The sequence below is a fragment of the Aeromonas sp. V90_14 genome (assembly GCF_029967615.1).
Classification (GTDB): Bacteria; Pseudomonadota; Gammaproteobacteria; order Enterobacterales; family Aeromonadaceae; genus Aeromonas; species Aeromonas hydrophila.
Window position 1 is genome coordinate 14312 of sequence record NZ_JASCAS010000005.1, and the last position, 14566, is coordinate 28877.

12 protein-coding genes, 1 pseudogene and 1 riboswitch are annotated in these 14566 nt (G+C 56.8%); of the genes and pseudogenes, 2 read left to right on the forward strand and 11 right to left on the reverse strand.

The features are described from left to right. Positions 1-217: 217 nt before the first annotated feature. Positions 218-625: pseudogene (locus tag QLG02_RS05725) on the forward strand (GNAT family N-acetyltransferase); the annotation flags it as partial. Between the two features lie 228 nt (positions 626-853). Here the strand turns inward: QLG02_RS05725 and QLG02_RS05730 are convergent. The 11 genes from QLG02_RS05730 to QLG02_RS05780 all read right to left on the reverse strand — a co-directional run bounded on the left by QLG02_RS05730 (position 854) and on the right by QLG02_RS05780 (position 13788). Continuing rightward, positions 854-2296, reverse strand: a complete 1443-nt coding sequence (locus tag QLG02_RS05730; protein WP_282464743.1) for an AAA family ATPase — start codon at positions 2294-2296, stop codon at positions 854-856. Then, complete coding sequence (locus tag QLG02_RS05735) at positions 2289-3446, reverse strand: DUF262 domain-containing protein (protein WP_282464744.1); 1158 nt, start codon at positions 3444-3446, stop codon at positions 2289-2291. The genes QLG02_RS05730 and QLG02_RS05735 overlap by 8 nt, the downstream gene beginning before the upstream one ends. Before the next feature lie 426 nt (positions 3447-3872). After that, positions 3873-5009 carry a 2-iminoacetate synthase ThiH gene (gene thiH, locus QLG02_RS05740; protein ID WP_282464745.1) on the reverse strand — a complete coding sequence of 379 codons (1137 nt, stop codon included), beginning with the start codon at positions 5007-5009 and terminating at the stop codon, positions 3873-3875. A 116-nt stretch (positions 5010-5125) separates the two neighbouring features. Continuing rightward, positions 5126-5893 (reverse strand): thiazole synthase, encoded by a 768-nt coding sequence (locus QLG02_RS05745; RefSeq protein ID WP_282464746.1) that lies wholly within the window; start codon positions 5891-5893, stop codon positions 5126-5128. Between the two features lie 85 nt (positions 5894-5978). After that, positions 5979-6185, reverse strand: a complete 207-nt coding sequence (thiS, locus tag QLG02_RS05750) for a sulfur carrier protein ThiS (RefSeq protein ID WP_282464747.1) — start codon at positions 6183-6185, stop codon at positions 5979-5981. Further along, complete coding sequence (locus tag QLG02_RS05755; RefSeq protein ID WP_282464748.1) at positions 6182-6940, reverse strand: HesA/MoeB/ThiF family protein; 759 nt, start codon at positions 6938-6940, stop codon at positions 6182-6184. The genes thiS and QLG02_RS05755 overlap by 4 nt, the downstream gene beginning before the upstream one ends. Then, the gene (thiE, locus tag QLG02_RS05760; protein WP_282464749.1) at positions 6930-8546 is read right to left on the reverse strand and encodes a thiamine phosphate synthase; all 1617 of its coding nucleotides are present in this window, start codon (positions 8544-8546) and stop codon (positions 6930-6932) included. Before thiE ends, QLG02_RS05755 begins: the two co-directional genes overlap by 11 nt. Then, complete coding sequence (gene thiC, locus QLG02_RS05765) at positions 8543-10534, reverse strand: phosphomethylpyrimidine synthase ThiC (RefSeq protein ID WP_282464750.1); 1992 nt, start codon at positions 10532-10534, stop codon at positions 8543-8545. Before thiC ends, thiE begins: the two co-directional genes overlap by 4 nt. 277 nt (positions 10535-10811) lie before the next feature. Further along, positions 10812-10925, reverse strand: a riboswitch (TPP riboswitch). Positions 10926-11030: 105 nt separating this feature from the next. Then, complete coding sequence (aerA, locus tag QLG02_RS05770) at positions 11031-12512, reverse strand: beta-barrel pore-forming toxin aerolysin (protein ID WP_282464751.1); 1482 nt, start codon at positions 12510-12512, stop codon at positions 11031-11033. A 294-nt stretch (positions 12513-12806) separates the two neighbouring features. Next, positions 12807-13286, reverse strand: a complete 480-nt coding sequence (locus QLG02_RS05775) for a hypothetical protein (protein ID WP_016349216.1) — start codon at positions 13284-13286, stop codon at positions 12807-12809. An 85-nt stretch (positions 13287-13371) separates the two neighbouring features. Further along, positions 13372-13788: a hypothetical protein gene (locus tag QLG02_RS05780; RefSeq protein WP_282464752.1), complete on the reverse strand. Its 417-nt coding sequence runs from the start codon at positions 13786-13788 to the stop codon at positions 13372-13374. Between the two features lie 90 nt (positions 13789-13878). On the opposite strand from QLG02_RS05780, the gene QLG02_RS05785 reads away from it, so the two are divergent. Beyond that, a complete protein-coding gene (locus QLG02_RS05785; protein ID WP_010635346.1) occupies positions 13879-14547 on the forward strand; it encodes a response regulator transcription factor in 669 nt (222 codons plus the stop codon). The last annotated feature ends 19 nt before the right edge of the window (positions 14548-14566 follow it).

Here is a 14566-nt window from a genome sequence, read left to right on the forward strand (position 1 = left end):
CTGCCCCGCATCCTCCTTATGCTAGAGACAAACCCCGGCGGGGTCGATGCGCCCACCACCACAGGGCGACAGAGACTGGCGAAGCGGAGGGCACAAAAGGGTGGCAAGGCTCCACCCGATTCCGTTAGGGTTGTACCGGTAAAGCATCAACAGTAACGCAGCCGAAAGACCGACTGCGCAATCCGACGGACATCATCCCCCTAATGCAGGAAGCACTATGCAACTCACCCCACCCCAACCGCCTCAGGACGATGAGATCGAAGCGCTGCGCATTGGTCTCTCGGGCTTCAACAAGGATCACGCCGGCACCCATCTGCGCGAGCGGATCGCCAGCTTTATCAAGGATAAAGAGGGCAAGGTACACGGCGGCATCATCGCCGACATCAAGTGGGGCTGGCTGCACGTCGACTGGCTCTGGATCGATGAAAGCATCCGCCGCGATGGCTGGGGTGGCCGCCTGCTCGGCGCCATGGAGCAGTACGCACAAAGCAAAGGCATCAGCAACTACCATCTGGAAACCACCAGTTTTCAGGCCCTCCCCTTCTACCAGAAGCAGGGTTACGAAGTCTTTGGCCAGCTGCCCGATATGCCGCCAGGGCATATCAGTTACTTTCTGAAGAAGCAGGACTTATGCAGAAGAGAGTCTTTTCCTATTAACAAGGAAATTGCTTGCAGTTATCTCCCATCCTCTCACGAATAAATTTTTATTAGCCAATAAAAACTAGATGATAGCGATGGCAATAGCTTTCGGCATGACAAAATGCACTTAACAGTAATCAGGGAGAGTAAAAAGCACGCTCCCAGACTTAATAATATTGATAGATAAAATCTCTTTATTACTGCGAGCGATTAATCAAACTGCATTTGTACAATACTTATTCTCTAAATCTTGGCAAAACTCTTCTGATTGAGCTCTATTTTCATCTACTGAAAGCCAATATTCTAACAACAACTCAAAAATTTTCACTTCATTTTCATTAATACGTCTTGCAAGTTCGACGAAAAAATCATGATGATTTATAGCCAAACTCTCGTTTACCGCTTGAAACATGTCAGCACGATTATATTCTTGCGAAAGTGTGTTTACAAAACCAAAACCACCATCCACTCTAATTGCAGCAATAATGTCCTCTTCTGGATTTCTTAATCCAGGCAGAGTTATAGATATCCCCCTGTTCTTCACATTAATTTGCTCAACTGCATCTGCGTCATATGCCAGTATGACAACGAACTCATTAAAATCAATTAATGTAGAAGGAAAGTTTGTTAAAACACTATGCCCATCTGATGATGCAAAGTATATTTTAACAAGATTCTTCAATCGTTCATCACCACATTTATCGATAATCATCCTTAAAAATAGCCTAGCTTTAGCATCCTCAACAAACATTATTAATGGTTTTGTAGCACGCAAGCCCATATCCAACATTTTATCTCTATGATTTTGACTATCCGCGGTCATGAAAAAATAGTTTTCGCCATCACGCTTATACATATTGATTATGTTGGAAGACTTACCTTGCTCAATGATATGTTTGGAATGTGTTGCCAATATTGACTGTCTTGGCCTTACATGCCCCTCACAAGAAATACATGTCAAAACATCTATAAACCTATTTTGAGCAACAGGATATAAATATGTTTCAGGCTCATCTATCAACAATATTCCGAGAGGATATTTAACTGTAAACATCCATATGAAATGGATGCAGTATATCTCTCCATGTGATAGCCCAGTCATTTTCCTAACGTTGCCTGACTCATTAACCATGAAATATGGCACTATATCATCATTGTCGTCTTCCGCTGCATCTCTTAATTCTGCATCAATTGTAGTGGCAGCACTAATTTCATATACTTGTATGCTATCAAAATTACTTGACAGTACATAATTGACAAAACCTAACTGCGTTCTGTCAAAATTATATGGAGCTTCTTCATTCAAGATATCATTGAGTGAAGCTTCATCATACTTACCAATGCTGCTTTCGATTTTTGATATGACGTTAACAACAACATCCGAGGGACTATAATATGCTACATCAACACCATCTTCTATTGACACAACGGTATTGTGGAAAGTCACTCTATTTTCAGTTTTATTCCCTATGGCATTTAAAAAACGTGTTTTGCCTGCACCATTTGGACCGAAAATTACAATCGGAGAATTAATATCTATAACGATATTATCACCAACACCGAAAGGGTTACTAAATTCTATTCGATTAACACCAATTGTATTTCTAGCTCTTGTGATTCTACGATGAAAATCATCTATTTTAGCTCTCCTATGCATTTAGACAACCCCATCCATTATTCATGAGTATATCTTGAACACCGATAACATTATCATTTTTAAGTAACACATCCTCAAATGAGGAAAGTGTATCAATGACCTTTTCACGGGAGTTAATATTTAAGGACGATATACCTGCTTCGTTCGCAATCCAATTAAAAAAGAAATGTCTGAAAAGTACTGACCTAGCATCATTGACCCCGGTACTAACGCGTAATGAGAACTCATTCAAAATTAATTTTTCAATATTGGTATTGCTGAACCTGAAAAAACTTTTCTGTTGTGAAACATTGTTAAAGAGTGATAATACTGCAGATAAATCCCCCCCATTCAAATCTGTCAAATCACTACAGCAAAACAATAAATATGAGTAAAGAGTAGGTTTATTGAATTTAACTTTACCTATCAAACCTATAGTACTCATTGTTACATTAAGCACATTAACTAATTTATCTATATGTACCTTATCAAAATCCTTTTCATTTCTATATCGCTCGGTTATTTCACTATCATTTATTTTTTTATCTATTGCTCCCTTCTCAAGAGATAACAACACCCTTGCAATTACATCATTGTACCCCAAACGAGTATTGTTAAACCCTATAGTATCGGCACTACAACCAAGGGAGATCATGTTTTCAACAATTATCTTAGTTGTATTTCTTGCTACTCCAAACAAAGTGTTCCTTCGCTCTGCCGAGGTAAGCTGCATATTTTGATTAAGTCTGTAAAAAAGTTCGAATGGCTCACTTTCAGCATAATCACTAATTAAAAACGTTCTTAACGGGAAGGTTCTAAATCGTTTTTTCATTGGCTCGGGAAAATCTTTATATTTCAAGCCATCGAGTTGTTTCAGATCAGCATCATGGGGATGAAATCCCCCATTAAATTTAAAATCACCTAAAAAAAATGACTCTATAGCTCTCAGTCGCTGATGACCATCAAGAACTTCCTTTATATCTCTATCTTCATTCTTAATGAAAAATATGGGAGGAATCTCCCACCCTCGCATTATAGTATCAATTAGCAATTGTTGTTTTTGCGTGTTCCAGACATCGCCCCTCTGGAATTCAGGGTCAAGGTCAATCTCTTTTTCATCTAATTGAAACAATATTGAACGAATATCTGGATTAATAGATTCCAAAATCATTTTCAAATCCTCACAGGATAACAAGGATGAATCTACTTTTTATCTTGGAAAAAGTAAACAAATACACATCATGCTGATGTGTAAAATTCACTACACATTACCTCACTCAACAAAAGAGCTTTCCTGCAAATTTGTCACTTAACTAGCCAAACAGTTCTCATCACTATCTGTGTAGTGCGCGGCATAACATTTATTGTGAGCGAAGGAAGCTCCATCCCCAAATCGGCCATTGCTAATGGTCGCAATGACCCACTCGATAAGCTGACCAGCAGCCACGACTTTTACACTGGCGAAACGATATCAAGATCAATCATTACACCAGAGAAACAATTCTGTTGGAGCAAACAAAGCGAAGCGGCAAGCAGTGGCGGGGATCTTCCCCTCCGATCTGCTTGCCGCAATCAGTTACCGCAGGTGTAAACGTCGTTAACGACCTAAAAACGGCTCCCAATCTTTAAACACCGGCTGCAAACCCGCCTGCCGCACGGCGGCGGCCACTTCCCCTACCGGGCGGTCGTCATGGATGGCGAACTGCTCCAGCTCCTCCGCATCCCCCTCGGCATAGCCCCCCGGCTGGGTACGCGACTCAGCCGACATCTGGGTGATGCCAAGGCGCACCGCGCCGTTGCGAAAGGTGGCGGACTCGCGGGTCGAGAGGGACAAGTCCAGCGTGGGCGAGAAGAGGCGCCAGGCGCAGATAAGCTGGGCCAGCTGGCGATCCGACATGATCACCTCCGGTTCCAGCCCGCCGGTGCAGGGGCGCAGGCGCGGAAAGGAGAGCGAATAGCGGCTCTGCCAGTGGTGGCGCTCAAGCCAGCTCAGATGCTCGGCGACAAAGTAGCTGTCGGCGCGCCAGTCCGAGGAGAGGCCGATCAGCGCCCCCAACCCGATTTTGTCGATGCCGGCGCGGCCGAGCCGATCCGGCGTGGCGAGGCGCCACGCGATATCCCGCTTGTTGCCGCGCAGGTGGTGGCGGGCGTAGGTGGGGGCGTGGTAGGTCTCCTGATAGACCATGACGGCATCGAGGCCGAGGCTTTTCAGCTCGGCGTATTCATCCTGCGAGAGGGGCTGCACCTCCATCCCCACCGTGCTGAAATGGCGGCGGATGATGGGCATCATCTCGCGAAAATAGGCGAGCCCCACCTTGTGCTCGTGCTCGCCGGTCACCAGCAACACGCTGTCGAAACCGCGCGCCTTGATGGCCAGACACTCGCGCTCAATCTCCTCGCTATTCAAGGTCTTGCGCTTGAGGCGGTTGCTCATGGAGAAGCCGCAGTAGGTGCAGTCGTTGGCGCAGAGGTTCGACAGATAGAGCGGCACATAGAAGCCGATGGTGTTGCCAAAACGCTGGCGGGTCAGCCGCTCGGCCTCGGCCGCCATCTGCGGCAGATAGGCCTCGGCAGCCGGCGAGATCAGCGCCATAAAATCGGCCAAAGTGCGGCGGGAGGTAGTCAGCGCCCGTTCTACATCGGCCGCCGTTTTGGCGCGGATCTGCATACCGATATCGTCCCACTCCAGCTTCTGCCAACGGTCGAGAAAGGAGGGGGCAATTTCTGATTCCATTGCCCCCGGAGCCCTCACCCCCAGCCCCTCTCCCAAAGGGAGAGGGGGGCGAACAGCTAACTGATCTTGTGGTAGCGAGCCCATAGCCGAGGCATCCATCCCCTCTAAACCCTGATTCATAACGCCCCCAGAAAATCGGTGAGCGGGCTGGAGGCCTGCGCCTGCAGGGCGCGGGCGCCGAGACCGGCTTCATAGGCACTGCGACCGGCGCTGCAGGCCAGCGCAAAGGCGCGGCCCATGGCGGCCGGGTCACCGCTGACGGCAATGGCGGTGTTGACCAGCACGGCGTCGGCGCCCAGCTCAAAGGCAGCGGCGGCATGGCTCGGCGCACCGATCCCCGCATCCACCACGACCGGCACATTGGCCTGCTCGATGATGATGGAGAGAAACTCCCGGGTCACCAGCCCCTGATTCGAACCGATGGGCGCGCCCAGCGGCATCACGGCGGCGCAGCCCACCTCTTCCAGCCGCTTGCAGAGCACGGGGTCGGCGCCGCAGTAAGGCAGCACCACAAAGCCCTCTTTCACCAACTGCTCGGCGGCTTTCAGTGTCTCGATGGGATCGGGCAGCAGATAGCGCGGGTCGGGGTGGATCTCCAGCTTCAGCCAGTTTGTCCCCAGCGCCTCGCGGGCCAGATGGGCGGCAAACACCGCCTCGGCGGCGGTCTTGGCGCCGGAGGTGTTGGGCAGCAACTTGACCCCGAGTTGCAGCAAGGGGCTCAGGATATCGTCGTGGGCCTTGCCCGGTTCGAGCCGCTTGATGGCCATGGTAACCAGCTGGGAGCCGCTCGCCAGGGTGGCGGCGGCCATCAGATCCGGGCGGGCAAACTTGCCGGTGCCGGTAAAGAGGCGCGAAGAGAAGGTGTGATCGGCAATCTTGAGCATGTCAGCCTCCGGCCACTGCGATAAGAAGAGATGAGGCCCCGCCGCAAGGCAGAGCGCTCAAAGATGGGACTGCGAGCATCATGGGTCAGCCTCCGGCAATGGCGGTAAAGAGGTGAAGTTCGTCCCCGTCATTGAGACGGGTCTCGGCCCAGCAGCCACGGGGCAGCACGGCGCCGTTAAGGGCCACCGCAACCCCCTGTGGATTAACGTCTTGCGCCGCCAGCAGGTCGGCCACGCTCTGCCCTGCCGTCAGCGGCTGGGCTTTATCGTTGAGTCGAATGGTCAAGGTCATGGAGTGATCTCCTTGCGCTGCCCGCAAACCGGGCAATCAGGGTCGGGAGCCAGAGTGAGGGTCTGCCACTGATGGGTCAAAGCATCGAAGCGGCGCAATGTGCCGGCGACCGGGCTCGGCATCCCGAGCAGCAGTTTCAATGCCTCCAGCGCCTGCAAAGAGCCCATCACCCCGACCAGTGGGCCGGTGACGCCACTGGTCTCGCAGCTCTGGCTCACCTTGATATCCAGCGGATAGAGGCAGGCGTAACAGGCGTGATCCGTACCTGTGCGCGCCATCAGCTGCCCCTGCCAGCCCACCGCAGCGGCGGAGATCCAGGGCTTGCCCTGAGCCACGCAGGCGGCGTTGATGGCCTGGCGGGTGACGAGGTTGTCGCAGCAGTCGATCACCAGATCTACCTCGGCCACAAACTCCGGCAGGCTGGCAGCATCGAGCCGCAGATTGATGGCAATCAGCTCCACCAGCGGGTTGTGGGCGGCCAACCGCTCGCGGGCCAGCTCCGCCTTGGAGTGGTTGACCGCCTCGCTATCAAACAGGATCTGGCGCGGCAGATTGCTGGAATCCACCGTGTCGCTATCGGCCAGCCACAAGGTGCCCACCCCGGCCCCGGCCAGATAGAGGGCAAGCGGCGAGCCAAGCCCGCCGAGACCGACGATCAGCACAGACTTATCTTTCAGCCGTGCTTGCCCTTCTTCGCCCACTTCCGCCAGCATCAGCTGGCGGCCGTATCGCAAATACTCAGCATCAGAGAGCATGGACAGCCTCCTGCATGTCGGTCATAAGCTGCGCCGAGTGCGGCTCATCCCCCGCCCCCACGGCGGCGAGCAGCCGCTCGGTCGCCCCCTGCCAGTCGTCGCTGGCAGTAATGGCCGAGACCAGCGCGATACTGCCGACCCCGCTTGCCTTGACCGCCGCTACCCGCTCCTCGCTGATGCCGCCGATGGCCACCGTCGGCCACTCCGCCATCAGGGCGCGGTAGCGGTGCAGCCGCACCAGCCCCTGCGGGCGCGAAGGCATCGCCTTGGTGTTGGTCGGGAAGATATGCCCGAGCGCGATATAGGAGGGGGCCAGCTCGCGTGCCCGCATCAGCTCGAAGTAGCCGTGGGTTGAGATGCCAAGGCGCAGCCCGGCCGCCTGAATGGCGGCGAGATCGGCGGTCTCCATATCCTCCTGCCCCAGATGCACGCCCCAGGCGCCCGCCTCGATGGACTGCTGCCAGTAGTCGTTGATAAAGAGCCGCGCCCCATGGCGGCGACCGAGCTCTACCGCATCACGAATGGCCGGTGCCACCTGAGCGGCGGGCAGATCCTTGATCCGCAGCTGGATGGTCTTGACCCCCTGCCCCAGCAGGCGGCGCAGCCACTTGACCGAATCCACCACCGGATAGAGGCCGAGGTTGTGCTCGGTGGCGGCAAAGGGGCCATCCGGCAGGCGGGCGCTGCTCGCTTCATAAAGCCCGAAGCGGCGATCGAGCGTTGAACCCGCCAGCACGGCACGGGGGAAGTGGGCAAGCTCGCTCGGCCAGCCAAGATGGGCGATGGGGCCGGGGCCTGCCCCCACCCCCTGCGCCGCCGCCAGCCCCTGTTGCAGGTAGGCACGAGCGAGGGTGATGACGTCCTCCACCGGATAATCCTGCGCCACTACGGCGGCGATGGCGCTGGCGTAGCAGCAACCGGTGCCGTGGCCATGGCGAGTATCGAGGCGCGGCGCGGCGAGCCAGAATTCGCGGGTCTCATCCTGGTAGTAGTCCAGACACAGCTCCCCGCTCCACTCAAGATGGCCGCCCTTGACCAGCACGGCGCGGGCGCCGAGTTCACGCAGCCGCCGGGCGGCGAGGCGCACCAGCTCGGGGCTGCTGACCGGCAGTCCGGTCAGGGCCTCCAGCTCGGGGCCATTGGGGGTAATAAGCGAGAGGCGCGGCAACAGCTGTTCGCGCACCGCCGCCAGCATATTGGGCTCCGCCATCGGGGTGCCGCTGCTGGCGATGGCCACCGGATCGTAGACCACGAAGGGGGCCTCGATGGCAGCCAGTCGGCGGGCCAGCACCTCCACATGGAGCCGGGTCGGCAGCAGGCCAATCTTGATGGCGGCAGGCGGCAGATCGACGCTAAGGGCGTCGATCTGGGCGGTGAAGGTCTGCATCAGCACGGGGTCGACCATCTTCACCGCCACCGAGTTCTGGGCGGTGATGGCGGAGATGACCGAGCAGCCGTGCACGCCGAGGTCGTGCAAGGTGTGCAAATCGGCCTGAATGCCGGCGCCACCGCCGGAGTCGGAACCGGCGATGGTCCAGACCACAGGCAGCGAGTCCGTCACAGGCAGCAGATCGGCGGGGCTGACAGCCCCGCTTGCGCTGCTCACGCCTCCTCCCCTGCGGCCTGTTTCAGCGCCGCCGCCTGATGGTAGATCTCGCCGCCGGTCTCCTTGAAGGTCTCCGCCATGCGAGCCATGCCGCTCTCCACCTGAGCCACCACTTGCTCCTGCCGGCCATCCATACCGACCAGCTTGATCTCTACCGCCTCAAGCTTTGCCGCGTAATCGCGCACGTCCTGAGTGATCTTCATGGAGCAGAACTTGGGCCCGCACATGGAGCAGAAGTGGGCCACCTTGCCGGACTCCTGCGGCAGTGTCTCGTCGTGGTAGGCACGGGCGGTGTCGGGATCCAGCGCCAGATTGAACTGATCCTCCCAGCGGAATTCGAAGCGCGCCTTGGACATGGCGTTGTCGCGGATCTGGGCGCCCGGGTGCCCCTTGGCCAGATCGGCGGCGTGAGCGGCGATCTTGTAGGTAATGAGCCCCTGCTTCACATCCTCCTTGTTGGGCAGGCCCAGATGCTCCTTGGGGGTCACGTAGCAGAGCATGGCGCAGCCGTACCAGCCGATCATGGCGGCGCCGATGCCGGAGGTGAAGTGATCGTAACCCGGCGCGATATCGGTGGTGAGCGGGCCCAGCGTATAGAACGGCGCCTCGTGGCAGTGCTCCAGCTGCTCGGTCATGTTGCGCTCGATCATGTGCATCGGCACGTGACCCGGCCCCTCGATCATCACCTGCACGTCGTACTCCCAGGCGATCTTGGTCAGCTCGCCCAGGGTGCGCAGCTCGGCAAACTGGGCCTCGTCGTTGGCGTCATAGACGGAGCCGGGGCGCAGACCATCGCCCAGCGACAGGGCCACGTCATAGGCGGCGCAGATCTCGCAGATTTCGCGGAAGTGCTGGTAGAGGAAGTTCTCCTTGTGGTGGGAGAGGCACCACTTGGCCATGATGCTGCCGCCGCGCGACACGATGCCAGTGAGGCGCTTGGCGGTCATCGGCACGAAGCGCAGCAAGACACCGGCGTGGATGGTGAAGTAGTCCACCCCCTGCTCGGCCTGCTCCAGCAGGGTATCGCGGAACAGCTCCCAGGTGAGGTCTTCGGCGATGCCGTTGGTCTTCTCCAGCGCCTGATAGATGGGCACGGTACCGATGGGCACCGGGCTGTTGCGCAGGATCCATTCGCGGGTCTCGTGGATGTAGCGGCCGGTGGAGAGATCCATCACTGTGTCGGCACCCCAGCGGGTGGACCAGACCAGCTTCTCCACCTCCTCTTCGATGCTGGAGGTGACCGCCGAGTTGCCGATGTTGGCGTTGATCTTCACCAGGAAGTTGCGGCCGATGATCATCGGCTCCGCTTCTGGATGGTTGATGTTGCTGGGGATGATGGCGCGACCGGCGGCCACCTCATCGCGCACAAATTCGGGGGTGATGTTCTCGGGCAGGCGAGCACCGAAATCGCGACCCGGATGCTGGGTGCGCAGGAGCTCGGAGCGCACCCGCTCGCGCCCCATGTTCTCGCGGATGGCGATAAATTCCATCTCGGGAGTGACGATGCCGGCGCGGGCGTAGTGGAGCTGGGTGACCCGGCGGCCCGGCTTGGCGCGGCGCGGTTTCGGCAGATGCTCGAAGCGCAGGTGATCCAGCCCCTCATCGGCCAGCCGCTCCTGAGTGAAGGTGGAGCTGAGCCCCGGCAGGGCGTCGGTGTCATCGCGCTCCAGCACCCAGTTCTCCCGCAGGCGCGGCAGGCCACGGCGCACGTCGATGGCGACCCCCTCTTCCCCGTAACGGCCCGAGGTGTCGTAGACCGGCACCGGCTCGTTGGGCTCGAACTGGGGAGCCTCTTTGGTGCCGCCGACGAAGGTGTCGGCCAGCTGGATCTCCCGCAGCGGAACACGGATATCGGCGCGAGAACCTTCGATAAAGATGCGGCGGGAGTTAGGGTGAGCCATCCCTTTGAGGTTGTCGATAAAGGTCTGGGCGCTGGAGCGCTGCTCGCGGCGGCTGGATTTGGCGGTATCAGAAACATTGGTAGACATAGCAAAACTCACATTAACTGGTTGAAGTTATGGGTATTTGCTTGTCTGGAGTTCGAGGAGAAGATGAACTTGCGGCGGGGTGTGCTCGGGGGAGTGAGTCGGGTATGGATCTTCCCTGCTCTGCCATCCCGGTGTTTCCCTAGTCTGGAAACCCGGCGCCCTATGGACAACCGGACGGGACAGCCTCCCCCTCTGTGCGCCTGAACCATCGCGGGCGGAACCCTTGATGGCTGGGGCTCTGCTCCTGCTGAGCGAGGGTTTGCCCCGGCGCGGTAACCCGCAAGTTACCCTTGTTTCCCTTCGCAGGTCTTAACCTGATCAGGTTCCACGGATCCCGAATTAACGGTCTCAGCTTAGCGTCGTTCGACGGTCAGCACTCCGACAAGATGGCGCCAGTATAAGTGGGGAAATGGAAAGCACAAGCCTTTAACAAGCCCGACCAGTGCAAACAAAAACCGGGCCAGAGGCCCGGTTCCATCACTACAACGCACTGCCGTTATTGATTGGCAACTGGCGTCACGCTCAGGCTGACGTTGCTGAAGCCAAGCCCGGAGAGCTCTTGTGCATCGAGCGGGATTTCCAGCCGCAGGCCCTGACCAGCGCCGTCCACGCTGCGGGTACGACGCACCTTGCTGTCTGCCGCGAGCGGCACCGGAGCACCGATCTCGATGTTGCCGGCAAACTGGCTCTCGGCACTGAAATCGCCGGTGATCCCCGCCCGCACCGGGCGCAGCACTCTGGCCAGGTTGTTCTGCATGGTAGACAGGCCGTTCTGCTGGATGGTCCAGTTCCAGTCCCACCACTTCACTTCACCCGGGATGTAACGCTTGTCCCACTGGTAGCGAATGCTGCTCGCCTTGTCCTTGTACGGCCCGATGACAAAGGTGTGATTCCAGTTCGGGCGGTTGTCCGGATGGGTATACCAGGCATTACCGCCCCAGCGCAGGAAACCGCTCAGGGTCAGGTCATAGCTGACATCAGCTTTGAATTCATAGGGATAGGAGATGTCAGCCTTGTAGAGCTCGATCTTCACCGGGATCTTGGAACGGGCCGGCACCGTCGGCCGCACGGATTGCGACAGGGAGGTGGTGGTAGAGCCCCCGTTCTGGGATGCCCAGGACTGGTTGGCCGCAATCTCGATGGAGAGTTCGGTTTCCCCTACCAGTGGCCACTTGAACTTGTTCTTGGTGGTCACCTTCTCGCTCAGGCCATAGGTATTGGTCTTGGACCAGTTGGTGGCGGTATCGTAACGCAGGGTGACATCATAACCGGATTGCGGGGTGTCGCTGTCGTTGATCGCCCAGCCCACCACCGTCTTGACCAGCTGGCGATCAGACTGAGTTACATCACCATGTTTGAAGCTGTCAGGGTCCAGGTTGTACGCAAAGTTGCTGACCTTGATGGCCGTCTTCTCGCCACAACGATACCCCTCGCAACCGCCGTCATTGTTGCCACGGATCACCCAGCCATCGCCATCACGAGTCACGTCCATGTCTTCACCGACATATTGGCTGTGATTGCCGCCCACCCAGGCATAACCGAGATAATGCGCCAGATAGCTGGTTGGCTTGATGAAATTCGCACTGTCGTGTACCAGTCGCCACTGCACGTCCACCTCGTCACCGTCTGGAATATCCAGGGCAGACAAGGTTGGTATTTCTCCGGTGACAGGATTGACCGGGTAACACCAGGTATTGGACGCCGAGCCCGGTTTTATTTCACCATTATAACCCGGACCCATTATTACCCAGCCGTTGGCCAGACCGCTTATTTGCCACTGCCCCATCATATGGACAATATTACTTTTAACGCTCTGGGCTTCTTCTCGAGTAATAGGGCGATACTTGTCGCCACAGACCTCCTGGCCCAGTGAGAAAAGGCGTAGCTGGTCTGGATAGACGGGTTCTGCCGCATGAGCCTGTGCCATCAGCAGGCCGGATATGATCAATGACAAGCCAGTTATTTTTAGTTTTTGCATAGCAACCCCAATATATTGAACATTGACATACATTCACCAGTGCTTATATATCAGCAGGTGACATGTGAGTACGACAATATCAGTCACATTGGCTTCAATATGCGATCCAGACCACATTTCAATGCATGTATAATATTAATAAAACAATAAGTTGAGGACTTCCAATATTAACAGAAATAATATCAGAGCATTCACTTTATTATTTCATTCATCACTTAATCATTTTTTGGATATAGATAAAAAGATATTTCTAATTTAGCGAAATATATATTAAGTCATGGGATGACACGGTTCTTATTCTGGTTCATCTTCCGGATTGGCGATCAGGATCTCGGTCAGGCGGCCCTGCTCATTACGACTGAGCACCAGCTTGCGACCCGGTTGCAGGTCGGCCGGGCTGCCGTTCAACCAGCGGGTGTCGTCATCGAAGGCAAGCACGCCGAGCCCCTGCAGCCGCAGGGCGCGGCCCGTAACCGCCAGCAGGGAGGCTTCGGCCCGGCGCCACTGGCTGGTCGGCAAGAATCCGGCGATGGCGTCGGCCATGCCGATCCGCTCGGCGACTCCGTCACGGCTGAGGATGGCCAGACGCATGCCGGGTCTGAGCTCATCGTTGCCTGCCACCCCGCTCAGCGCGGCGTTGCCGAGTTCGAGTTCGGCGCCCTGAAACTGCAGGCGCAGGCCATCGTTGTGTTCCAGCTCCACCAGCCAGAGCTCGCCATCGGCGGCCAGGGCGCAGAGCGGCAGTGTCAGCAGCAAGAGGGAAGTACGTGTCATAACAAAGGGCCCATGGTCAAACCGTGCGAGGTTTAACTATGGACCCAGCTGTACCATTTTTCCGCCAGCACCACGCCGGCCTGGCTCAGTCATCCTCGCGGCAGCGGCTCAGACGCATGCCGTCAAACTTGCACTCCAGCTCCAGCCAGCGTCCTTCGAACAGGGCCAGGCTGTCGTCCGAGGTGACATAACCCCAGATCCGCCCCTGCTCCACCATCCCTTCCAGATCCATTTCGTCATCCTCCTCCAGCTTCTCGACCTCCCGAATAAGTCGCAGCTCACCCTCGACCACCCCTTCCAGGTCGACCCAGGTACCGCCGAGATCGTCCTCTCTCAGCCCGTCCTTGAAGCGGGTCTGCTCGTCGAGCACAAAGGGAATGCCGTTGACCATCAGCTGGCCCAGCTGCCAGGTGGTGCGGCCGGTCAATTTGAACTCCGCCGACTGCGCAGCGCCGAGTGGCAACAAGATCAGCAGCAGGAGAGTGCAGAGAGACTTCTTCATCGGGGATCCTCGGGGTTACACTGCCACACAGGATGCCTCATCCGGTGTGAGATGACCGTGAAATACCGGTCAAGACCAGGAGATCAAAGCATGAAAATACTGGTGGTGGAAGACAATCCCCAGGTCGCGGAAACCATCATGGATTATCTGGAGCTGGCGGGCCACCGGCTGGACTGCGCCTACCACGGCCAGGCCGCCCTGCAGTTGCTGGCCGAGCAGCGCTTCGACGTCATCATCATGGACGTCATGATGCCGCGCCTCGATGGCCTCAGCACGGTGGCCCGCCTGCGGGAGCAGGGGATCCCGACCCCCGTGCTGTTTCTCACCGCCCGCGACAGCCTGGACGACAAGCTGGCAGGCTTCAAGGCCGGCGGCGATGACTATCTGGTCAAGCCGTTCGCCATGGAGGAGCTGGAAGTGCGGCTGCAGGCGCTGGCCCTGCGCGGCCCGCGCAGCGACATGGGGGCGCTGTGCGTGGGCGAGCTGACCCTGGATCCCGCCAGCGGCCGCGCCACCCGGGCCGGGGTCGAGCTCAAACTCGGCAAGATCCCGTTCCAGATCCTCACCCTGCTGGCCCGCCGGGCCCCTGCCCTTGTTACTCGCCAGGAGGTACTCGACACCGTCTGGGGCGACGAGGAGCCGGACTCCGACGCCCTGCGCAGCCACATCTATGCCCTGCGCAACGCCCTCGACAAGCCCTTCCCCGCCCCCATGCTGGAAACCCTGCACGGCCAGGGCTATCGGCTGGTGACCCCATGATGAGCCGCCAGCGCTGCCT